General features: G+C 69.9%; 19 protein-coding genes and 1 pseudogene. 9 read left to right on the top strand and 11 right to left on the bottom strand.

Going from position 1 to position 22,211, the window contains the following annotated elements:
• The first annotated feature begins 83 nt into the window (after nt 1–83).
• From ACIPVB_RS06030 to ACIPVB_RS06020, 3 genes and pseudogenes are all read left to right on the top strand, one after another.
• Nucleotides 84–521: a PTS sugar transporter subunit IIA gene (locus ACIPVB_RS06030; RefSeq protein WP_400367611.1), complete on the top strand. Its 438-nt coding sequence runs from the start codon at nt 84–86 to the stop codon at nt 519–521.
• On the top strand, nt 518–1,669 hold the full coding sequence (locus ACIPVB_RS06025) for a mannitol-1-phosphate 5-dehydrogenase (RefSeq protein WP_400367610.1): 1,152 nt from the start codon (nt 518–520) through the stop codon (nt 1,667–1,669). The genes ACIPVB_RS06030 and ACIPVB_RS06025 overlap by 4 nt, the downstream gene beginning before the upstream one ends.
• A gap of 94 nt (nt 1,670–1,763) precedes the next feature.
• A pseudogene (locus ACIPVB_RS06020) lies at nt 1,764–2,546 on the top strand (alpha/beta hydrolase).
• 178 nt (nt 2,547–2,724) lie between these two features.
• Here the strand turns inward: ACIPVB_RS06020 and ACIPVB_RS06015 are convergent.
• From ACIPVB_RS06015 to ACIPVB_RS06005, 3 genes are read right to left on the bottom strand one after another with little or no spacing between them, the layout of a single operon-like run.
• Complete coding sequence (locus ACIPVB_RS06015; protein ID WP_400367609.1) at nt 2,725–4,386, bottom strand: tripartite tricarboxylate transporter permease; 1,662 nt, start codon at nt 4,384–4,386, stop codon at nt 2,725–2,727.
• Nucleotides 4,387–4,398: 12 nt separating this feature from the next.
• Entirely contained in the window at nt 4,399–4,950 is a 552-nt protein-coding gene (locus ACIPVB_RS06010; protein ID WP_400367608.1) for a tripartite tricarboxylate transporter TctB family protein, read from the bottom strand.
• Nucleotides 4,947–5,963, bottom strand: a complete 1,017-nt coding sequence (locus ACIPVB_RS06005; RefSeq protein WP_400367607.1) for a Bug family tripartite tricarboxylate transporter substrate binding protein — start codon at nt 5,961–5,963, stop codon at nt 4,947–4,949. The genes ACIPVB_RS06010 and ACIPVB_RS06005 overlap by 4 nt, the downstream gene beginning before the upstream one ends.
• A gap of 169 nt (nt 5,964–6,132) precedes the next feature.
• On the opposite strand from ACIPVB_RS06005, the gene ACIPVB_RS06000 reads away from it, so the two are divergent.
• Together ACIPVB_RS06000 and ACIPVB_RS05995 are read left to right on the top strand one after the other, a co-directional pair.
• Nucleotides 6,133–7,707 (top strand): ATP-binding protein, encoded by a 1,575-nt coding sequence (locus ACIPVB_RS06000; protein WP_400367606.1) that lies wholly within the window; start codon nt 6,133–6,135, stop codon nt 7,705–7,707.
• A complete protein-coding gene (locus ACIPVB_RS05995; RefSeq protein ID WP_400367605.1) occupies nt 7,707–8,384 on the top strand; it encodes a response regulator in 678 nt (225 codons plus the stop codon). Before ACIPVB_RS06000 ends, ACIPVB_RS05995 begins: the two co-directional genes overlap by 1 nt.
• Before the next feature lie 394 nt (nt 8,385–8,778).
• Here the strand turns inward: ACIPVB_RS05995 and ACIPVB_RS05990 are convergent, their stop codons facing one another.
• From ACIPVB_RS05990 to ACIPVB_RS05955, 8 genes are all read right to left on the bottom strand, one after another.
• Nucleotides 8,779–9,885 carry an adenosine deaminase gene (locus ACIPVB_RS05990; protein ID WP_400367604.1) on the bottom strand — a complete coding sequence of 369 codons (1,107 nt, stop codon included), beginning with the start codon at nt 9,883–9,885 and terminating at the stop codon, nt 8,779–8,781.
• A gap of 23 nt (nt 9,886–9,908) precedes the next feature.
• On the bottom strand, nt 9,909–11,198 hold the full coding sequence (locus ACIPVB_RS05985; protein WP_400367603.1) for a thymidine phosphorylase: 1,290 nt from the start codon (nt 11,196–11,198) through the stop codon (nt 9,909–9,911).
• Nucleotides 11,195–11,596, bottom strand: a complete 402-nt coding sequence (locus ACIPVB_RS05980) for a cytidine deaminase (protein ID WP_400367602.1) — start codon at nt 11,594–11,596, stop codon at nt 11,195–11,197. The genes ACIPVB_RS05985 and ACIPVB_RS05980 overlap by 4 nt, the downstream gene beginning before the upstream one ends.
• A 44-nt stretch (nt 11,597–11,640) precedes the next feature.
• Nucleotides 11,641–12,939: an ABC transporter permease gene (locus ACIPVB_RS05975; protein ID WP_400367601.1), complete on the bottom strand. Its 1,299-nt coding sequence runs from the start codon at nt 12,937–12,939 to the stop codon at nt 11,641–11,643.
• Entirely contained in the window at nt 12,936–14,303 is a 1,368-nt protein-coding gene (locus ACIPVB_RS05970) for an ABC transporter permease (protein ID WP_400367600.1), read from the bottom strand. The genes ACIPVB_RS05975 and ACIPVB_RS05970 overlap by 4 nt, the downstream gene beginning before the upstream one ends.
• The gene (locus ACIPVB_RS05965) at nt 14,300–15,820 is read right to left on the bottom strand and encodes an ABC transporter ATP-binding protein (RefSeq protein ID WP_400367599.1); all 1,521 of its coding nucleotides are present in this window, start codon (nt 15,818–15,820) and stop codon (nt 14,300–14,302) included. Before ACIPVB_RS05965 ends, ACIPVB_RS05970 begins: the two co-directional genes overlap by 4 nt.
• Nucleotides 15,821–15,978: 158 nt before the next feature.
• The gene (locus tag ACIPVB_RS05960; RefSeq protein WP_400368191.1) at nt 15,979–17,046 is read right to left on the bottom strand and encodes a BMP family protein; all 1,068 of its coding nucleotides are present in this window, start codon (nt 17,044–17,046) and stop codon (nt 15,979–15,981) included.
• Between the two features lie 233 nt (nt 17,047–17,279).
• Nucleotides 17,280–18,398 carry a mannose-1-phosphate guanylyltransferase gene (locus ACIPVB_RS05955; protein WP_400367598.1) on the bottom strand — a complete coding sequence of 373 codons (1,119 nt, stop codon included), beginning with the start codon at nt 18,396–18,398 and terminating at the stop codon, nt 17,280–17,282.
• A gap of 212 nt (nt 18,399–18,610) precedes the next feature.
• Between ACIPVB_RS05955 and sdhC the strand changes: the two genes are divergently transcribed.
• The 4 genes from sdhC to ACIPVB_RS05935 are packed head-to-tail and all read left to right on the top strand — an operon-like array spanning nt 18,611 to nt 22,166.
• Nucleotides 18,611–19,045, top strand: coding sequence for a succinate dehydrogenase, cytochrome b556 subunit (sdhC, locus tag ACIPVB_RS05950; RefSeq protein WP_400367597.1), 435 nt, complete (start codon nt 18,611–18,613; stop codon nt 19,043–19,045).
• Nucleotides 19,045–19,503, top strand: coding sequence for a succinate dehydrogenase hydrophobic membrane anchor subunit (locus ACIPVB_RS05945; protein WP_108320626.1), 459 nt, complete (start codon nt 19,045–19,047; stop codon nt 19,501–19,503). Before sdhC ends, ACIPVB_RS05945 begins: the two co-directional genes overlap by 1 nt.
• Nucleotides 19,504–19,549: 46 nt before the next feature.
• Nucleotides 19,550–21,379: a succinate dehydrogenase flavoprotein subunit gene (gene sdhA / locus ACIPVB_RS05940; RefSeq protein ID WP_400367596.1), complete on the top strand. Its 1,830-nt coding sequence runs from the start codon at nt 19,550–19,552 to the stop codon at nt 21,377–21,379.
• Nucleotide 21,380: 1 nt separating this feature from the next.
• Nucleotides 21,381–22,166: a succinate dehydrogenase iron-sulfur subunit gene (locus ACIPVB_RS05935; RefSeq protein WP_116536175.1), complete on the top strand. Its 786-nt coding sequence runs from the start codon at nt 21,381–21,383 to the stop codon at nt 22,164–22,166.
• The last annotated feature ends 45 nt before the right edge of the window (nt 22,167–22,211 follow it).

The raw sequence follows: 22,211 nt of genomic DNA, 5'->3' as shown, positions 1-22,211 counted from the left end.
GGAGCGTCAGCCCGGCCCCTGGCGTCTTCCCGTTCGGCCCGCGGTTTGCGAGGCTGGACAGCACGACGAGAAAGGCGAGAACCATGTCAGACGTCCTCCGCATCGAATCCGTCCGCATCCACCCCGGGAGCGCCACCCGCGAGGAGGCGATGAAAGAGGCGGCCGACCTGCTTCAGGCCACCGGCTCGGTGACCGACGAGTACTTCGCCGCCATGCAGCAGCGCGAAGAGACCGTGTCGACCTACATGGGCAACGAGCTCGCCATCCCGCACGGCACGAACGAGACCAAGCAGGCGATCCTCGCCTCGGGCCTGTCGGTCGTGCGCTACGACGGCGGCGTCGACTGGGGCGGAGAGCCCGTGACCTTCGTCGTCGGCATCGCCGGCAAGGGCGACGAGCACCTCGAGATCCTGTCGCAGATCGCCATCCTCTTCTCCGAAGAGGACGACGTCGCCCGACTCAAGGCCGCCTCCTCCCCCGAGGAGCTGTTCGAGGCCCTCTCGGGCTCCGTCAACGCATGAAGGCCGTCCACTTCGGCGCCGGCAACATCGGCCGCGGATTCGTCGGACTGCTTCTGCACGAGGGCGGCTACGACCTCGTCTTCTCGGACGTCTCGGCGGCACTCGTCGCCGCGATCAACGACGCCTCGTCCTACACGGTCCACGAGGTGGGCGAGGGCGGCGTCGACAAGCCGGTCACGAACTTCCGCGCCATCGACAGCTCGGTGGATGCCGAGGCCCTCGTCGACGAGATCGCCACCGCCGACGTGGTCACCACCGCCGTCGGACCCACGATCCTGAAGTTCGTGGCTCCGCACATCGTCGCCGGTCTGGCGTTGCGCGACCCCTCCCTCGCGCCGCTGCAGATCATGGCGTGCGAGAACGCCATCGGGGCGACCGACCAGCTGCGCGAGCACATGGTCGGGCTGGCCGGCGAATCCTGGGACGCCCTGGCATCCCGAGCCCTGTTCGCCAACACCGCGGTCGACCGCATCGTGCCCGCCCAGGCCGCGGGCGGTGTCGACGTCACGGTCGAGCCGTTCTACGAGTGGGCGATCGAGCGCGCCCCGTTCGGCGACAACCCGCCGCACATCCCCGGGGCGCATTTCGTCGACGACCTCGAGCCCTACATCGAGCGCAAGCTCTTCACGGTCAACACCGGTCACGCCACCACCGCCTACTTCGGCGCCCAGGCGGGGATCGAACGCATCTCGGACGCCCTCGCCGACCCCGCGATCGCCTCGAAAGTCGAGGCCGCGCTCGAAGAGACCAGCGCCCTGCTGGTGCAGAAGCACGAATTGGATGCCGCTGTCCAGGCCGAGTATCGAGCGACCATCCTGCGTCGCTTCCGCAATGCCGCCCTGCCCGACACCGTGTGGCGCGTCGGCCGTCAGCCGCTGCGCAAGCTCTCGCGGCACGAGCGTTTCGTCGGTCCCGCGGCCGAAGCGGTCGAGCGGGGTCTCGACGTCGACGCACTCGTGGCGGCGATGGCTGCGGCGCTCGAGTTCGACGACGCCGAGGACGCCCAGGCCGCCGAGCTGCAGCGCCTGCTGCGCGAGCGCGACGCCGAGGCGTTCACCGCCGAGGTGACCGGGCTCGACGCCGACCACCCGCTGCACGAGCGGATCGTGCAGATCGTCTCGGCACGGCAGGCGGCGCTGACCGCCTGACTCCTCGACGCCGCCGACGTGCCGCCCACGGGCCACGTCGGCGGCGTCGTGTCGAGCACCGCCAGCGTCCTGGGGGCAGGGATACGCTCGTGACGTGACCGACCGTGAGACCCCCTCCGACTCCGCTCCCGCCCGCCCTCCCCGCCGTCGTCGGCGGTGGCTGCGGTGGACCCTCGGCGGTCTGGGTGCTCTCGTGGTCCTGCTGGTCGCCGGCATCCTGATCTACAGCCAGGTGGGGGTCATGGGCGCCGAGCCCGATCCGCTCGCCGACGCCCGCGCGAACCCCGGCCTGACGATCACCGACGACGGCGCCGGGATCGTGCTCGCCCCCGCGGCCGGCGCGACCGGTCAGGGACTGGTGTTCATCCCGGGCGCCAAGGTCGCGGCCGAGGGGTACATCGCGACCTTCGCCGACACGGTCGTCGACGATGGCGTCACCGTCGTCATCACCCGCCCCTGGCTGAACCTCGCGTTCTTCGATCCGCGCCCGCTGACGACGTTCACCGACCTCGCCCCCGGCGTCAGCTCGTGGGCGGTGGGCGGGCACTCGCTCGGCGGTGTGCGCGCGTGCTAGCTCGCGTCCGACGCCGACGCCCTCGTCCTCTTCGCCTCGTACTGCGCGAACGACCTCTCGGCATCCGGTCTGCCCGTGCTCAGCCTCTCGGGTTCGGAGGATGGCCTGTCCACCCCGCAGAAGATCGCGGATGCCCGGGACCTCCTGCCCGCGGACGCCACCTTCGTCGAGATCCCCGGCGCCTCGCACGCCTCGTTCGGCTCGTACGGCCCGCAGCCCGGCGACGGCACTCCGACGGCGGATCCGGCCGAGGTCGACCGCGTGATCGCCGACGAGCTGGCGGGGTTCCTCCCCGCGCCGTGACGACCGCACGCGCGTCAGGGCCGGGACCCGCGCCCCCCTCCCCCCTCCGCCCTGCCCCCTGCACGACCGCACGCCCGGGTTCGCGGCATCCGTCCCCTCCCCGAACCCCGTCGAGTGTCCACAACACGCCGCACCCGAGACCGGGGTGCGGCGTGTCGTGGACACTCGACAGGAACGGTCACTCCCGCGGAGGCTCACCCCGGGCGGCGCGGGCCCTCTCGGCCGCGAGCTCGGCGCGGATCGTCTCGGTGCGCACGTCGGTCGGACGCTCGCCCGGCTCCCAGAGGCGATCGACGGCGGCCTGAGGGTGCCCCTCGGTCGCGGCGAGCGACGCCTCCAACGCCCGCTCGTAGCGGCTCTGGCGGCGCTTGAGCCACAGCCCCACGACGAGGAACACCGCCAGCAGCACGTACGCGGACGCCGCGAAGGGGTGCAGCACGAGGTCGGCGACGTCGCCCTGGCTCAGCTGCAGCGCCTTGCGCAGCTGCTGCTCGCCCATCGGCCCGAGGATCAGGCCCACGATGAGCGGCGCGATCGGGAAGCCGAAGCGCCGCATGAAGTACCCGAGCGCTCCCACGATCAGCAGGATGACGATGTCGAGCGTCGAGAAACTCACCGCGTAGGCGCCCAGCACCGCGAAGGTGAGGATGCCGGCGTACAGGTACGGGCGCGGGATCTGCAGCACCTTCACCCACAGGCCCGCCAACGGCAGGTTCAGCACGATCAGCAGCACGTTGCCGATGTACAGGCTCGCGATCAGCGCCCACACTAGGTCGCCCTGGTTCTGGAACAGCTGGGGTCCGGGCTGGATGCCGTACGACTGGAACGCCGTGATGATGATGGCGGCGGTCGCCGTCGTCGGAAGACCCAGGGTCAGAAGGGGCACGAGCACGCCCGCCGCGGCGGCGTTGTTGGCCGCCTCGGGACCGGCGACGCCCTCGATCGCGCCGCGACCGAACTGCTCCTTGTTCTTGGACAGCTTCTTCTCGCTCGCGTACGACAGGAACGTCGCCACGTCCGCCCCGCCGGCGGGGATCGTGCCGATCGGGAATCCGATGAAGGTGCCGCGCAGCCACGGCTTCCACGAGCGACGCCAGTCCTCGCGGGTCATCCAGCTGCGCCAGCCGCGCGTGACCGGGATCACGGGGACGGTCCCGTGCCGCAGGCGCGCGGCGACGTACAGGGTCTCGCCGACGGCGAAGAGGCCGACGGCGACAAGCACGACGCTCACGCCGTCCGAGAGGGCGAGCACACCCATCGTGTACCGCGCCTGTCCCGTCGTGGCCTCGGTGCCGATCAGCCCCACCAACAGGCCGATGCCGAGGGAGGCGAGTCCGCGCGCGGGAGAGGAACCCAGCAGAGCCCCGACGGTGATGAAGGCGACCACGATGAGGGCGACGAAGTCGGCCGGTGAGAGGTTGACCGCGAACCGCGCCAGCAGGGGGGCGAACAGGGTCAGCAGCGCGGTGGCGATCGTGCCGGCGATGAACGAGCCGATCGCGGCGGTGGCGAGTGCCGCCGCTCCGCGACCGAGCTTGGCCATTTTGTTGCCCTCGATGGCGGTGATCACGGATGCCGACTCACCCGGCGTGTTCAGCAGGATGCTCGTCGTTGAGCCTCCGTACATGCCGCCGTAGTAGATCCCCGCGAAGGTGATGATGGCCGCCGTCGGCGACAGCGAGTAGGTCAGAGGCAGCAGCAGCGCCACGGTCATCGCTGGCCCGATACCCGGGAGCACCCCGACCGCGGTCCCGATGACGACGCCCAACAGCGCGAACAGCAGATATTCAGGTTGCAGCGCGGTGGCGAAGCCCTCCATGAGGGAGTTCACAGCATCCATGTCGACGGTCTCCTAGCCGAACAGGGGTCCGGGGCCGTACCACCAGTCGAAGGCGGCCCCGCGGGGAAGGAAGAGGCCCAGGCCCTCACCGAAGAGGAGCTGGGTGCCGATGCCGATGATCAGGCCGGCGAGGAAGGCGGCCCACGGCCGCTTGGCGCCGAGGGTCCAGGCGACGCCGCCGAACAGCAGAGCGGCGACCATCCACCAGCCGAGCAGTTCGAGCAGCAGCAGCACGGCGACCATGAGGGCCACGAGCTTGAGGATCGTCCACCAGTCGGTCGAGGCATCCGGATCGATGTCCTCGCCCTCTTCGCGAGGAGCGACCTGTCCGCGCAGCGCCGCCACGACGAGCGCGGCGCCCGAGCCGAGCAGGATCACCGCGACCGCGAAGGGGAACACCTGGGGACCGATCGCCGCTCCCGCGGGCACGCGAATGGCGAAGGCGCCGACGAGGGCGAAGACGCCGAGGCCGAAGACGACGCCCGCGAAGATCGCGTTGCCGATCCGGTCGGCGCCCCACCGGGGGCGGACGGTTTCCGCCCCCGGTGCGTCGGTGGTCGTCACGACACCAGCCCGATGTTCTTCAGGGTGCCCGAGACGTCGACGATGTTCTCGTCCACGAACGTCGCGAACTCCTCGCCCGTGAGGAAGGCGTCGGTCCAGCCGCGCTCCTCGAGCACGCTCTTCCACGCCTCGGAGGAGTGCATGTCGGTGACGAGCTTGGTCAGACCCTCGGCATCCGCTTCGCTGATCCCGCCGGGGGCGAGCAGTCCGCGCCAGTTGGTGTAGACGACGTCGAAGCCCTCGCTGGTCATGGTGGGCACGTCGGGCAGCAGCGTCGCGGGGTCTTCGCTCGAGACGGCCAGTGCGCGCAGGTCGCCCGACTCGACGTACTCGGCGAACTCGCCGACGCCCGAGATGCCGGCCGCGGCGTTGTTGCCGAGCAGCAGCGACACGGCTTCTCCGCCGCCGGCGTTGGGGACGTAGTTGAGCTTCTCGGTGATGTCGGCGCCCGTCAGTCCGGCCTCTTCCAGCAGCAGCCCGGCGAGGATGTGGTCGGCGCCGCCGGCGGAGCCGCCGGTGATGGTGACGCCCTGACCGTCGGCGACGACGGCATCCACCAGATCCTCCAGCGTCTGATACTCGCTCGCGGCGGGCACGACCACGACGAGGGGCTCCTCGGTGAGGCGCGCGATGGGGGTGGTGTCCTCGATGCGGTTCTCGGACGCGTTGGTCTCGACGGCTCCCACCATCACCAGGCCCGTGACCATGAGCGTGTAGGGGTCGCGCTCGTTCGCGAGCGAGGCGAGACCGACGGTGCCGCCCGCGCCGCCGACGTTGCTGACCGCGGCGGTGCCGACGAGGGAGTCGCCGGTGAGCACGTCCGACACGGCACGGCCGGTCTGATCCCAGCCGCCGCCAGGGTCGGCGGGGACGACGATGTTGACGGCGTCGATGGAGGCGGCATCCTGCGACGCCGCCGCTCCCCCGGCTCCCGCACCCTGCGGGTTGCACGCGGTCAGGGCCACGACCGACAGCGCGGCGAGGGGGATGAGGGCAAAGGTGGTGCGACGCATGCGCGGTACTCCTCTTCGAGTTCGAGGAGGCTCCGTCGCCTCCCCGCTGAGCGCTCACGGTAGACAGAGCAGCCGGATGCCGTCGCGCTTGCGCAACTAAGACCGAGTTCGGCAACTATTGGTCGTACTCGGCCGTCGGCGAGGTGCGGGTGGCGGGAGAGAATGAACCGTGGTCCGAGCACTGTCGCTGAGACTGCAGCTGTTGCTGCTGCAGGCGTTGATCGTGTGCGTCGTGACCCTTGGAGCCGGTGTCGTCACCGTGTGGATCCAGGAGAGCGCGATCCGCGACTCCTATCGCGAGCGCATGGTCGGCGTCGCCCTGTCGATCGCACGACTGCCCGTGATCGTCGAGGCGTTCGACGACCCCGACCCCGCCGCCGCGATCCAGCCCGTCGCCGAGGTCATCCGCGAGGCGTCGTCGTTGACCTACGTCGTGGTCACCGACCCCTCCGGCATCCGCTTCTCGCACCCCAACCCCGACCGCATCGGCGAGAGCGTGTCGACCGATCCGTCGATCCCCCTCTCGGGACAGGTCTGGTCGGGCACAGAGACGGGCACACTGGGCGAGTCGTACCGCGTGAAGGCGCCGGTTTTCGCCGACGGCGACGAGGAGGGCGCGCGGGTCATCGGCTCGGTCTCGGTCGGAGTGCTGGAATCCGAGCTCGCCGCCGACCTGCGGTCCCGGCTGCCGGGACTGCTGCTGGCCTTCGGCGGGGCGGCCGTAGTGGGGGTGTTCGGCGCTGCCTGGGTCGCCGCCCTCATCCGCCGACGCATCTTCGGCCTGGAGCCCGACGAGATCGCCGAGATGGTGGGCGAGCGCGAGACGATGCTGCACCGCCTGAGCGAGGGGGTGGTGCGTGTGGATCACCGCGGCGTCGTCACCAGCGCCAACGACGCCGCTGAGCGGCTCATCGGTCGCGGATCGCTGGTCGGCAGACGAGCGGACGAGACCCTCGACGGCCCTCTGCTGCAGGTGATGGAGGACGGCGAGCCCGAGGGGCGGCTGGTCCTGGCCGGAGAGCGCCCCGTCATCGCGCGCTCGACGGGCCTGCGCGACGACCGCGGGCGCCTGGTCGGTGCGACCCTGCTGCTGCGCGACCACAGCGAACTGCACGAGGCGCTGCGTCAGATGGACGGCCAGCAGTCGCTGACCGAGGGCCTGCGGGCGCAGGCGCACGAGTTCGCCAATTCCCTCCACGTGGTCTCGGGCCTGCTCGAGCTCGGCGCCTACGACGACGCGCGCGACTTCATCGCCCACGTCCGGCCGGGCGGTCCCCTCGATCCGGGTCCGGATGCCGCGGCACTGGGCAGCGAGCTGACCGCCCTGCTGTCGGTCAAGCTGGCCCGCTCGCGCGAGCTCGACGTCGGTCTCGAGGTCGCGGCTCTCGGCACGCCGGCTGCCGAGGTGGTCGGCGACCTGGTCACGGTCGTCGGCAACCTCGTCGACAACGCGCTGGAGGCCTGCCGCCCCGGTGACCGCCTCCGCGTGGAGGTGGATGCCACCGGCCCCGGCGTGCACGTCCGGGTCGACGACAGCGGCGCGGGGGTGCCTGCCGTCCTGCGCGAGCACGTCTTCGACGAGGGCGTCAGCACCAAGGACACGCGCGACCGGGCGCGCGGCATCGGTCTCGCCCTCGTGCGTCGCGTGGCCCGCCGCCGCGGCGGCGATGCCCGCGTCGTGCCCTCGCCGCTGGGCGGCGCCCGGTTCGAGGTGTCGCTGCCCGCGGCGGAGAGGGTCTCGTGATGCTGCGCGTCCTGGTGGTCGACGACATCCCCGCGGTCGCCTCACTGCACGGCCGGTTCGTGTCGGTGCACCCGGAGTGCGAGCTGGTCGGTACGGCGGGAAGCGGTCCGGATGCCGTGGAGGCGATCGACCGGCTGCGCCCCGACCTCGTGCTGCTCGACGTCCACCTCCCCGGGTTCTCCGGGCTCGATGCGCTGCGCGCCGTGCGAGGTGACGCGGGCCGGCCACAGCCCGAGGTGATCGCCGTCACCGCCGCCCGCGACGTCGACACCGTGCGCACCGCCCGGCTCATGGGCGTGCAGCACTACCTCGTGAAACCCTTCACGGCAGGAGACCTGCACGCGCGCATCGACGACGTGGTGGCGGAGCGCCGGTCCTCGGCCGCCGTCGCGGGCTCGCTCGACCAGCAGGGTGTCGACGCCGTGCTCCGACCGCTCTCCCGCCGTCCCCTGCCGAAGGGCCTGTCGCGGCCCACTCTCGACCTGGTGCGGTCGGCTCTGGTGGAGCTGGGCTCCGCGAGCGCGTCGGAGGTCGCCGACCGCCTCGGGCTCTCCCGGGTCAGCTGCCGCCGATACCTCGAGCACATCGCCGAGGACGGCACGTGCACCCGCAGCTTGGACTACTCGACCGCCGGCCGGCCGAGCACGCGCTACACGGTGGTCGCCCCCGCCCCCTGAGCGCCCCGCGCCCGCGCCCGCGCCCCGCGCCCCGCGCGCCCCGCGGAGCTCGTTGAGTGTCCAAAACACGCCGTACGCGGGCAGGCGCCACCGGCGTGTCCTGGACACTCAACAGAAGGAGCGCCCCGCGCCCGCGCGTCCCCGCCCGCACGGACGCCGAGCTCGTCGAGTGTCCAAAACACGCCGCACGCGGGCAGGCGACACCGGCGTGTCCTGGACACTCAACAGAAAGTGCGCCCCGCGCCCGCGCGTCCCCGCCCGCGCGCCCCGCCGAGCTCGTCGAGTGTCCAAAACACGCCGCACGCGGGCGGGCGCCACCGGCGTGTCCTGGACACTCAACAGAAGGTGCGCCCCGCGCGGGAGGGGGCGGGGGCGCGCCGAAGACAGGGCTGGCTCAGCGCCGGAAACCCTCCGAGATGATCTCGATGAGCTCCTCGCGCTCCTCCACCGGCAGGAACGCCCCGGCGGCGGCGTTGAGCTGGAACGCCTCGAGATCGTCGAGGTCGTACTCGAACGCCTCGGCCAGCAGGCCGAGCTCGCGCGTCAGCGATGTCGCGCTCATCAGACGGTTGTCGACGTTCACGGTGACCGAGAAGTCGAGCTGGTACAGCAGGTCGAACGGGTGCGCGTCCATCGTGTCGCCCCACGCGGTGACGGCGCCGGACTGCAGGTTCGACGTCGGCGACAGCTCGAGGGTGATCTCGCGATCCCGCACCCAGCGCGCCAGATCGCCGAAGGTCACCTGCACGTCTTCGCCTTCGCGCGAGACGACGTCGAGGTCGTTGGCGATACGCACGCCGTGGCCCAGGCGCAGGGCCCGACCGTCGATGAGGGCGGAACGGATGGATGCCAGCCCCGCCCCCTCGCCCGCGTGCACGGTCGTGGGGAAGAACTGCTCGGCGAGGTAGTCGAAGGCCGCGCGATGGCGGCTGGGGAGGAACCCGTCCTCGGCACCGGCGAGGTCGAACCCGACCACGCCGCGGCCGCGCCACGCGACGGCCAGTTCGGCGATGTCGCGGGAGTTGTCGGTGTGCCGCATCGCGGTGAGCAGCTGGCCGACCCGGATCTCGCGTCCGCGGGCGTCCGCGGCGTCCTCACCCTCTTCGATCCCCTCCTGCACAGCGTCCACGACGTCGTCCAGGCTGAGTCCGCGGGTGAGGTGCTGCTCGGGCGCCCACCGCACCTCGCCGTACACGACGCCGTCGGCGGCGAGGTCCTCGACGAACTCCTTCGCTACGCGCACGAGACCCTCGCGCGTCTGCATGACGCCGACGGTCACATCGAACTTGGCGAGGTAGTCCTCGAGCGAGCCGCCGTCGACGTGGTCCGAGAACCAGGCCTCGAGCCCCTTCGCGTCGTCGGCGGGCAGGTCGAGGCCGATCCCGTCGGCGAGCTCGAGCACCGTGGCGGGGCGGAGCGCGCCGTCGAGGTGGTCGTGCAGCGATACCTTGGGCAGGTCGCGGACCTTGCGCCCCTGGACCCTGAACTCCTCGGATGCCATGGTGTTCCTCTTCTTCGACGCCATCAGGCGGTGATGCGTTCGCGCACGATGGGCGACGCCGCGGGCGCGGTGTCGCCGATCTCCCAGGCGCCCTCGACGGCGCCGAGTGCGCGTTCGAAGCGCGACTCGTCGTCGGCCGAGAGCGTGAACAACGGCTGACCGGCGCTGACGGACTGCCCGACGGTGACGTGGAGGTCGATGCCCGCGGCGTGCACGACGGCGTCCTCGGCCCGGGCGCGGCCCGCTCCGAGACGCCAGGCGCCGATGCCGAAGGGCAGCGCGTCGACTCGCGTGACGACGCCGGCGCGGTCGGCGACCACCGTGTGCGTCTCGCGAGGCGCCGGGAGGGCGGCATCCGGATCGCCGTCCTGGGCGCGGATCATGCGCTTCCACACGTCCATCGCGCGACCGTCCGACAGCGCCGCCTCGATGTCGGCGTCGGGTCGACCGGCGAGGGTGAGCATCTCGCGGGCGAGGGCGACGGTGAGCTCGACGACGTCGGCGGGACCGCCACCGGCGAGCACCTCGACCGACTCGCGGACCTCGTTGGCGTTGCCGATCGCCAGACCCAGCGGGGTGTTCATGTCGGTGAGCAGGGCCGTGGTGTTCACTCCCGAATCGGTGCCCAGGGCGACCATCGTCTCGGCGAGCTCGCGCGCGCGGTCGATGTCCTGCATGAAGGCACCCGAGCCGAACTTCACGTCGAGCACGAGGGAGTCAGTGCCTTCGGCGATCTTCTTCGACATGATGCTGGATGCGATCAGCGGGATCGCCTCGACGGTGCCGGTGACGTCGCGCAGGGCGTACAGCTTCTTGTCGGCCGGGGCGAGGCCCGTCCCCGCGGCGCAGATGACCGCGCCGACGTCGCGCAGCTGCGCCATGATCTCGTCGTTGGACAGCGCCGCACGCCAGCCCGGGATCGATTCGAGCTTGTCGAGCGTCCCCCCGGTGTGCCCGAGCCCCCGGCCCGAGAGCTGCGGCACGGCCACGCCGAACACGGCGACCAGCGGCGCCAGCGGCAGGGTGATCTTGTCGCCCACTCCACCGGTGGAGTGCTTGTCGACGGTGACCTTGCCGAGCGACGAGAAGTCCATCCGCTCGCCGGAGGCGATCATGGCATCCGTGAGCACGCGGATCTGGTCGCGGCCGAGACCGTTCAGCAGCACCGCCATGGTGAACGCCGACATCTGCGCGTCCATCACGTAGCCGCGCGTGTACGCGTCGACCAGCCAGCGGATCTCGCCCTCGGTGACGGGGCGCCCATCGCGCTGGGCGCGGATGATGTCGACGGCGTCGTACTGCTCGGCGCTCATCGGACCGCCTCCTCGAGGTCGCGCGGGCCGAAGGCGTCGGGCAGCACCTCATCGATGGTCCGGATGCCGCTGACGGTCTCGAGCAGCATCCCGGGGATGGCGTGCTCGAACAGCAGCTGGCGGCACCGGCCGCACGGCATGAGCGTGCGGCCCTCGCCGTCGACGCACACGAAAGCGACCAGCTGACCGCCCCCGCTCATGTGCAGCTCGGACACGAGCCCGCACTCGGCGCACAGCGTCACGCCGTAGGAGGCGTTCTCGACGTTGCACCCCGAGACGATGCGCCCGTCGGCGACGAGCGCAGCGGCGCCCACCTTGAATCGCGAATAGGGCGCGTAGGCGCGGTGCATGGCATCCGTGGCGGCGACGCGGAGTTCGTCCCAGTCGATGTCGGTCATCGTGAAGTGCAGGGTCCTCTCGTGAAGGGGAAGAGCGGGCCGGATCAGCCCTTGATGTATGGTTTGCCGGCGGCGGCGGGTCCGCGCACCTTGCCGACCAGTCCGGCGACGGCGAAGATCGTCACCACGTACGGCAGCATGAGCATGAACTCGCTCGGCACGGGCGATCCGATGACGCCCAGGGTGTTCTGCAGGTTCGAGGCGAAGCCGAACAGCAGAGCCGCGAGCGTCGCGCGGATCGGGTCCCACTGGCCGAAGATGACCGCCGCGAGGGCGATGTAGCCGGCACCGGCCGTCATCTCTTTGTTGAACGCGCCGACCGAGCCGAGCGTGAAGAACGCCCCGCCCAGTCCCGCGATGGCGCCGCCCAGCGAGACGTTCCAGAACCGGGTCTTGGCGATGTTGATGCCGACCGTGTCGGCGGCCTGCGGGTGCTCGCCGACCGCGCGCAGGCGGAGGCCCCAACGGGTGTGGAACAGGCCCAGGTAGACCAGGGCGACCGTGACGTACATCAGGTAGACGATGACCGTCTGGTTGAACAGCATCGGTCCGATGATGGGGATGTCCGCGAGGAACGGGATCGGCAGACGCGGGAAGCGCGGCGGCGAGTTCAGGGTGGCCGCGTTGGGCGCGAGCAGCTGCGAGAACAGGAAGCTGGTCAGACCCACCACGAGCACGTTGAGCACGACGCCCACGATGACCTGGTCGACGAAGTACTTGATCGCGAAGGCCGCGAGCACGAACGAGACCAGCACGCCCGAGACACCGGCGGCGAGCAGGCCCACGAAGGGGTTGCCTGTCGCGGTGGCGACGATCGCCGAGGTGAAGGCACCGGCCAGGAGCTGTCCCTCGATGGCGATGTTCACGACGCCGACGCGCTCGCTCAGCACGCCGGCCATGGCGCCGAAGATGAGCGGGACGGACAGGCTCAGGCCGCCGGCCAGCAGACCGGTCAGGGGGATCACCGAGGTGGTGGCCCCCGCCGCGGCCCAGGTCAGGAAGCCGATCATGAAGACCAGCGCGAAGAGCACGGCGAGCCAGATCGGCGGGCGTCGACGGGCGCGGACCATCAGCACGCTCGCCCCCGTGATGAGAGCCAGCAGCACCGTGCACACGATGCCGGTGACGACACCGCCGAGAACGACCTCGGGGAGCTGGAGGAACTCACCCGGACTGGAGATGCGGAACACCGCGTCGCCGTCCTGGCGGGCGATGACGAACAGCACGGCGGCCAGCACCGTGATCACGGCGTAGACCAGGGGGGCCTTCCAGCTGACGACGACGGCGGTGTCGAGCGCCTGCGGCGCGGCTGCGGCCTCGGGGTGTGCGGCGGTGGTGCTCACCGGGCCGCCTCCTTCTTCTTCTTGAGGGCGCGCGCGCTGGGCTGGCGCGCCCCGGGGGCGGGCAGGCGGAAGATCGCGCGCACCAGCGGCGGCGCCGCGATGAAGAGCACGATGAGCGACTGCACCACCAGGACGATGTCGATCGGAACGCCGTTGGCGGCCTGCATGGCGAAACCGCCGGCCTTGAACGCACCGAAGAGGATGCCGGCGACGAGGACGCCGACGGGGGTGGAGCGACCGAGCAGCGCGACGGTGATGGCGTCGAATCCGATGCCGGCGTCGATGCCGCTGGAGAAGCCGGTCGTGACGGTGCCCAACACCTGGTCGACGCCCGCGAGACCGATCAGCGCTCCCGAGATGAGCATCGCGATCACGTACATCGACTTGACGTTGATACCCGCCACACGCGCGGCGTGCGGGTTGAGACCCACGGCGCGGAAGCGGAACCCGAGCGAGGAGCGTTCCAGGATCCACCAGACCACGGCCACGGCCGCGAGCGACAGCAGGAAGCCGAAGTGCAGGTTGTAGGACGGACCGAACAGGTCGGGGAAGACGGCGGTGTCCTTCATCGCCGGCGTGGTCGGGTTGTTCGATCCCGGGGCCTGGAGCAGGCCGGGGGTGCGCAGCAGGTAGTAGACCAGGTAGAACGCGACGTAGTTGAGCATGATCGTGACGATCACCTCGTGCGCTCCCGTCCGTGCCTTGAGCAGACCCGCGATGCCCGCCCACAGGGCCCCGGCGGCGACGCCCGCGAGCAGGGCGACGATCATGTGCAGGCCCCACGGCAGGTCGAACGCGAACGCGACGTACCCGCCCGCGGCGGCGGCCACGAGCATCTGACCGCGTCCACCGATGTTGAACATCCCCACCCGGAAGGCGAGGGCGACGCCGAGGCCGGCCGCGATGAGCGGGGTCGCGAACGTCAGCGTCTCGGTCAGCGGGCGGATGCCGGTGGCGAACTCGGGACGGCGGAAGTTGTAGATCGCGCCCTGGAAGAACGACGCGTACGCGCCCGAGACCGACTGCCAGACGGCGGCGAGGGTGTCACCCGGGCGCGCGAAGAAGTACCCCGCGGCGGCCTGGACGTTCTCGTCGGTCACGGCGATCATGATCGCCCCGACGACGAGGGCGAGGATGACGGCCAGGACCGAGATGATCGCGTTGCCCGTGGCGATTTCGCGCAGCGCGCGGCGCCAGCGGTTCTCTTCGGGTACGGGGTCGGGATCCACCACGCGGGCGCCGGAGGCGGCGTCCACCGTCGTCTCGCCCTGGAGCGCGAGGTCGGCGCGCGTCGCGTCGGCGACCTCGGCGGCGCGGTCCGCGCGGGCCGCGGTCGGGTCGTGGGGGCTGTGCGAATCGCTCACGCGGCGACTCCTTCGTTCTGGGGCGCCTCGCCGGCCATCATCAGGCCGAGGACGTCACGGGATGTGTCGCCGGGGACGATTCCGACCACGCGACCGCGGTACATGACCATGATGCGGTCGGCGAGGGCGGTGACCTCGTCGAGCTCCGTGGAGACGACGATCACGGGGACACCGGCGTCGCGCGTCTCGATGACGCGCTTGTGGATGAATTCGATGGACCCGACGTCGACACCGCGGGTGGGCTGCGCGGCGACGAACAGGCGCAGATCGCGGCTCAGTTCGCGCGCGAGGACGACCTTCTGCTGGTTGCCGCCGGAGAGACGGCCGACGGGGGTCTCGATGGACGGGGTGCGGACGTCGAACTCGGACACCTTCTCGCGGGCGAAATCCGCGAGCGTCGATAGCTGCAGGGCGCCGGCCTTGACGAAGGGGGCTCCGTCGGCACGGTCGAGCATGAGGTTCTCGGCGATGGAGAACTCACCCACGAGTCCGTCCTCTTTACGGTCCTCGGGGACGAAGCCGACCCCGGCGTCGAGAACCGCTCGCACGGTCGACCCGGTGAGCTCGCGGCCGTCGAGGGTGATGGAACCCGCGACGCGCTCCTGAAGCCCCACGAGCGCCTCGGTGAGCTCGGTCTGGCCGTTGCCCTGCACGCCGGCGATGGCGAGCACCTCGCCGCGGCGCACGTCGAAGCTGACGTCGTTGACGACGACCTGACCGATGGCGTCGACGACCGTGAGGCCCGAGACCGACAGGCCCACCTCACTGAGGGTGGGCGCCTGCTTCTGCACGGTGAGCTCCACCGCGCGGCCCACCATCAACGACGCCAGTTCGGCATTGGATGCCGACGGCTCGGCCTCGCCGACCACCTTGCCCAGGCGGATGACGGTGATGCGGTCGGCGACCTCGCGGACCTCGCGGAGCTTGTGGGTGATGAAGACGATCGAGGTGCCCGACGTCTTCAGCTGGCGCATGATGGCCATCAGCTCGTCGGTCTCTTGCGGGGTCAGCACCGCGGTGGGCTCGTCGAAGACGAGCACCTTCGCATCACGCGAGAGCGCCTTGATGATCTCGACGCGCTGTTGCACGCCGACGGGCAGGTCGTCGACCAGCGCATCGGGGTCGACGTCGAACCCGAAGCGGTCGGAGATCTCTTTGACCTTCGCGCGCGCGGCGGTCAGGTCCAGGCGCCCGCCGGCCTTCGTCGGCTCGTGTCCGAGCATGACGTTCTCTGCGACGGTGAAGACGGGGATCAGCATGAAGTGCTGGTGCACCATGCCGATTCCGGCGCGCATCGCGTCGCCGGGGCCGGAGAAGTGCTGGACGGCGTCGTCCAGCAGGATGTCTCCTCCGTCGGCCTGATACAGGCCGTACAGGACGTTCATCAGGGTGGACTTGCCGGCACCGTTCTCGCCGAGCAGGCAGTGGATCTCTCCGGCCTCCACGGTGAGGTCGATGTGGTCGTTCGCCACCAGGGATCCGAAGGTCTTCGTGATCCCGCGGAGTTCGAGCTTCATGTTCCCGATCCTAAGTTCTCGACGCCGGACGCGGCAGGCGTCCGACGAGAAGGGCCGCCTCGTGAGCGGACCCGGGGAGAGGGCGCGACGCAACGCCGCAACCCCATAAGGGAGGGGAGGCCGGCTTGCGCCGGCCTCCCCCGAGACGTTTCGTCCGATCAGCCGTTGAGGTAGGACTCGACGGTGATGGAGCCGTCGACGATCTGCGCCTTGAGCTCCTCGATCTTGCTCGTGACCTCGGCGGGAACACGGTCGGCCCAGTCGTGGTACGGAGCCAGGCCGACACCCTCGTTCTCGAGGGTTCCGACGAACGGAGCCGCGTCGAACTCGCCGTTGCCGGCGGCGACGATGGCGTCCTTGGTACCGACGTCGATGCCCTTGAGGATCGAGGTCAGCAGCAGGTCGCCCACCGACTCGTCGGTCTCGTAGACGTCGGCGTCGACGCCGACCAGGGCGATCTCGCGACCGGCGTCGCGGATGGCGACGGCGGCCGACTGGTAGATCGGCCCGCCGACGGGCAGCAGCACGTCGACGTTCTGGTCGATGAGCGCCTGAGCGGTCTGACGAGCCGTGTCGTTGGCCTCGAAGCCACCGGTGAAGGAGCCGTCCTGGGCGGTGCGGTCCCAACCGACGACGCGCACGTTGGCGCCGTTGTCGGTGTTGTACTTCTCGACGCCCTGGGCGAAGCCGTCCATGAAGATGCTCACGGTCGGGATGTTCAGACCGCCGAAGGTGCCGACGACGCCGGTCTTGGACGTACCCGCGGCGAGGTAACCGGCGAGGTAGGCCGCCTGGGCGGTGTCGAAGATGATCGGCTTGATGTTCGGCGCGTCGGTGGTGCCGTCGAAGTCGCTGTCGACGGTGTCGTCGATCGAGACGTACTGCACGTCGGGGTTGGCCGTGGCCGACTCGAGGGCGGCCGGGGCGAGCAGGAAGCCGACCGTGACGATCGTGTTGCAGCCCTGGTCGACGAGGTTCTGCAGGTTGGAGGCGTAATCGGTCTCGGCCTGCGACTCGACCTCGATGGGGGTCTGCGCACCGAGCTCGGTCGCCGCCTCGTCGACGCCCTGCTTGCCCAGCTGGTTGAACGACTTGTCGTCGAACCCACCGGCGTCCGACACCATGCAGGGCAGGTAGTCGCTGGCACCGGCTGCGGCACCACCGGACGCGCCGTTGCTCTCGGGTGCGGCGCCGCAACCGGCGAGCAGCGCCGCGGCGCCGATCATGGCGAGGCCGCTGACGACGGCCTTCTTCGTGGTCTTCACGAATGGTCCTCCAAGACGGATGCCCCCAACGGGTTCGGGGGACGATGCCGTCACGTTACCTACTGTGTCGGCTCCGCCGGGACCCCGGAGGCCCCGTGCACGTCAATGGTTACAAAGACGCAATCTCGCGTGACGCGCCCGCCACACGACGGGGCGCGTACGGGACCGAATGCCACCGGGAGTGGCATCCGGTGTCAGAGAACGTCGCCGCGTCCGGTGAGCTTGAGCGCGTCGACGACGCCCTTGACGCGCTGGGCGTTCTCGCTGGTGGTGACCAGGAGGGCGTCGGGGGTGTCGACCACGACGATGTCGCGGACGCCGATGAGGCTGATGACGCGCTTGGTCTGCGACACGACGATGCCGCTCGACGCGTCCGACAGCACGCGGGCGTCCTCGCCGAGGATCGCGAGCTCGTTGCGCCCACCCGAGGAGTTGAGCTTGGACAGACTCGCGAAGTCGCCCACGTCGTCCCAGTCGAAGTGACCGGGGATCACCGCGAGGCGCCCCTTCTCGGCCGCGGGCTCGGCGACCGAGTAGTCGATCGCGATCTTCTTCAGGTCGGGCCAGATGCGGTCGACGGCGGGCCCGCGGCGTTCGCGGTCGTCCCAGGCCTCGGCGAGCTCGAGCAGCCCCGCGTGCAACTCCGGCTCGTTGACCGCCAGTTCCGCGAGCAGGACGTCCGCGCGGGTGATGAACATGCCGGCGTTCCACAGGTACGACCGGTCGGCGAAGTACTGCTTGGCGGTGTCGAGGTCGGGCTTCTCGACGAAACGCTCGACCATGTAGGCCTCGGGGGCGCCGTCGACGATCAGCTCATCGGACTGCTTGATGTAGCCGAACCCGACCGAGGGCTCGGCCGGCTGGATGCCGATGGTGCAGATGTAACCGGCGCGGGCCACCGCGACGGCCTGCCGCACGGCGAAGTCGAACTGGCGGGTCTGTCGGATGACGTGATCCGCCGCGAAGGAGCCGATGATGACGTCCGGTTCGCGCCGCACGAGGATCGCGGCGGCCAGCCCGATCGCGGCCGAGGAGTCGCGCGGCTCCGACTCGAGGAAGACGTTGTGGTCGGGCACGCCGGGCAGCTCGCGCTCCACGGCGGCGCGGTGAGCGCGTCCGGTGACGACCGCGATGCGGTCCTCCCCCGACAGCGGGGCCAGGCGGTCCCACGTGTCGCGCAGCAGCGTCTGCCCGGAACCGGTCAGATCGTGGAGGAACTTGGGTGCATCCGCGCGAGACAGCGGCCAGAGGCGGCTCCCGATGCCCCCGGCGGGGATCACGGCGTAGAAGTCGTCGATAGCGAGGTCGGCCATGGCACCGACCCTACTGCCCGCGCCGCGGATCCCCCGTTCGCGCCGGTTCCGCGGGCATCGGACGGCATCCGCGAACTATCTCGACATCGAGAGAGTCTTAGGACGGCCTAATCACCCCGTTTCATAGGCCGGACGTAGTATTCAAGAGCGCCCGTGTGACGCTCGGGGCCCACGTGGGCCCCCAACACCGTGTTCGATCAGGGAGGACGACCGTGTCAGCACCAGCACGTGCCACGCCGTCGGTGAAGGAAACGACGTCGAAGAGGCCGCGCGGCACTCTCTACCGCGGTCGCGAGGGGATGTGGTCCTGGGTCCTGCACCGCATCACCGGTGTCGCGATCTTCTTCTTCCTCCTCGTGCACATCCTCGACACCGCGCTCATCCGCGTGTCCCCCGAGGCGTACGACGCCGTCATCGGCACCTACAAGAACCCGATCATGGGCCTCGGCGAGGTGGCCCTGGTCGGAGCGATCGCGTACCACGCGTTCAACGGCCTGCGCATCATCCTGGTCGACTTCTGGCCCTGGGCCACCCGCCACCAGCGTCAGCTCTGGTGGGGCGTGCTCGGCCTGTGGGTCGTCACCATGGCGGGCTTCACCCCGCGCCACCTGATCAACGTCTTCAGCGCCGTCACCGGGAGCCACTGATGTCCGTCGCCCAAGAAGCCGCCACGATTCCCGCCCCGCGCACGCCCAGCGTCCGCAAGAAGGGCTCCAACCTCGAGAAGTGGGGCTGGATCTACATGCGCGCCTCCGGCGTGCTGCTGATCGTCCTGATCTTCGGCCACTTGTTCGTCAACCTCATGACGGGCGACGGCATCCACCAGATCGACTTCGCATTCGTCGCGGGCAAGCTCGCCTCGCCCTTCTGGCAGTGGTGGGACGTGCTGATGCTCTGGCTCGCGCTCATCCACGGCGCCAACGGCATGCGCACCATCGTCAACGACTACGTCACCAACGCCAAGATCCGCACCATCCTGGTCGGATCGCTGTGGGTGTCCGCCGGTTTCCTGATCCTGCTCGGCACTCTCGTCGTCTTCACCTTCGACCCCTGCCTCGGTGTGACCGAGAGCAGCTCCCTGTGGGACGTGTGCCAGGCGGCGTAAGCCTGTGGCATCCCTTCTCTCCCCTGACAACAGAGGTATTGCACACGTGAGCACTCAGACCAGCTCGGACTCGATCGTCAAGGACGGCGTCCACTACCACCAGTTCGACGTCGTCATCGTCGGCGCCGGCGGCGCGGGAATGCGCGCGGCCATCGAGGCCGGCCCCGGCGCCAAGACCGCCGTCATCTCGAAGCTCTACCCGACGCGTTCGCACACCGGCGCGGCGCAGGGCGGGATGGCCGCGGCCCTCGCCAACGTCGAAGAGGACTCCTGGGAGTGGCACACCTTCGACACCATCAAGGGCGGCGACTACCTCGTCGATCAGGATGCCGCCGAGATCCTCGCCAAAGAAGCCATCGACGCCGTCATCGACCTCGAGAACATGGGCCTGCCGTTCAACCGCACGCCCGAGGGCAAGATCGACCAGCGTCGCTTCGGCGGCCACACGGCCGACCACGGCAAGACCCCCGTGCGCCGCGCGTGCTACGCCGCCGACCGCACGGGTCACATGATCCTGCAGACGCTGTTCCAGAACTGCGTCAAGCTCGGCATCAACTTCTTCAACGAGTTCTACGTCCTCGACCTGATCACGGTGAAGGATGCCGCGGGCAAGACCCAGGTGGCCGGCGTCGTGGCCTACGACCTCGCCACCGGCGAGCTGCACGTCTTCCAGTCCAAGGCCGTCGTCTTCGCCACCGGTGGGTTCGGCAAGATCTTCAAGACCACCTCGAACGCCCACACCCTGACCGGGGACGGCGTCGGCATCGTGTGGCGCAAGGGACTGCCGCTCGAGGACATGGAGTTCTTCCAGTTCCACCCCACCGGCCTCGCCGGTCTCGGCATCCTGCTCACCGAGGGTGCCCGCGGTGAGGGCGCCATCCTGCGCAACGCCAGCGGCGAGCGGTTCATGGAGCGCTACGCCCCCACCATCAAGGACCTCGCCCCCCGCGACATCGTCGCGCGCTGCATGGTCCAGGAGGTGGCCGAGGGCCGCGGCGCGGGCCCCCACCGCGACTACGTGCTGCTGGACTGCACGCACCTGGGCGCCGAGGTGCTCGAAACCAAGCTCCCCGACATCACCGAGTTCGCCCGCACCTACTTGGGCGTCGACCCGGTCGTCGAGCCCGTCCCGGTCATGCCGACCGCGCACTATGCGATGGGCGGCATCCCCACGAACATCAAGGCCGAGGTGCTCGCCGACAACGACACCGTCGTCCCGGGCCTGTACGCCGCCGGCGAGTGCGCGTGCGTCTCGGTGCACGGCTCGAACCGCCTGGGCACCAACTCGCTGCTGGACATCAACGTCTTCGGCAAGCGCGCCGGCCGCAACGCGGTCGAGTACGTCAAGACGGCCGATTTCGTGCCCCTGCCCGAGGACCCCGCCGCCGAGGTGCGCGGTCTCATCGAGAGCCTGCGCAACAACACCGGCACCGAGCGCATCGCGGTGCTGCGCAAGACCCTGCAGGACGAGATGGACAAGGGCGCGCAGGTCTTCCGCACGCACGAGTCGCTGTCGAAGGTCCTGGACGTCATCGCCGACCTGCGCGAGCGCTACAAGAACATCCACGTCGACGACAAAGGCAAGCGGTTCAACACCGACCTGCTCGAAGCCGTCGAGCTCGGCTTCCTGCTCGACCTCGCCGAGGTCGTCGTCTACTCGGCGCAGAACCGCGAAGAGAGCCGCGGTGGTCACATGCGCGACGACTTCCCCACGCGCGACGACGAGAAGTACATGCAGCACACCATGGCGTACCTGTCGGGCGACCCGCACTCGTCGCACCCCGCAGACCACATCGAACTCGGTTGGAAGCCCGTCGTGTTCACCAAGAACGAGGCCGGGGAGCTGCGCTACCCGCCGCTGGAGAGGAAGTACTGAGATGGCATCCACCGTCATCGAGCAGGTCGACACCTCGGAAGAGGTCGAGCAGACTCCTGAGGACACCGGCATCCAGTCGTTCCTCGTCACCTTCAACATCCGCCGCTTCGACCCCGAGGTCGACGACGAGCCCCGCTGGGTCGACTACGACGTGGAGCTGTACTCCACCGACCGCGTCCTGGACGCCCTGCACAAGATCAAGTGGGAGGTCGACGGTTCGCTGTCGTTCCGCCGCTCGTGCGCGCACGGCATCTGCGGATCGGATGCCATGCGCATCAACGGCCGCAACCGCCTGGCCTGCAAGACGCTGATCAAGGATCTCGACATCTCGCAGCCGATCTACGTCGAGGCGATCAAGGGCCTGCCGCTCGAGAAGGACCTCATCGTCGACATGGAGCCGTTCTTCGCCTCCTACCGCGAGGTGCAGCCCTTCCTCATCTCGAACTCGAAGCCCGAGGCGGGCAAGGAGCGCGTGCAGTCGATCGTCGACCGCGAGGTCTTCGACGACACCACCAAGTGCATCCTCTGCGCCGCGTGCACCTCGTCGTGCCCCGTCTTCTGGACCGACGGGCAGTACTTCGGTCCCGCCGCGATCGTCAACGCGCACCGCTTCATCTTCGACTCGCGCGACGACGCGGGCGACGTGCGCCTCGACATCCTCAACGACAAAGAGGGCGTGTGGCGCTGCCGCACGACCTTCAACTGCACCGAGGCGTGCCCCCGCGGCATCGAGGTCACCAAGGCCATCGCCGAGGTCAAGCAGGCCGTCCTCCGCGGCGGTCGCTGACCCCTCCCCTCTCGAACGGCGGGTGCGCTCCGGCGCCCCCGCCGT

It is taken from the genome of Microbacterium sp. NPDC090007 (assembly GCF_044748345.1).
Classification (GTDB): Bacteria; Actinomycetota; Actinomycetes; order Actinomycetales; family Microbacteriaceae; genus Microbacterium.
The sequence above is the reverse complement of the archived record's forward strand: the minus strand, read 5'-3'. Positions and strand labels throughout refer to the sequence as shown.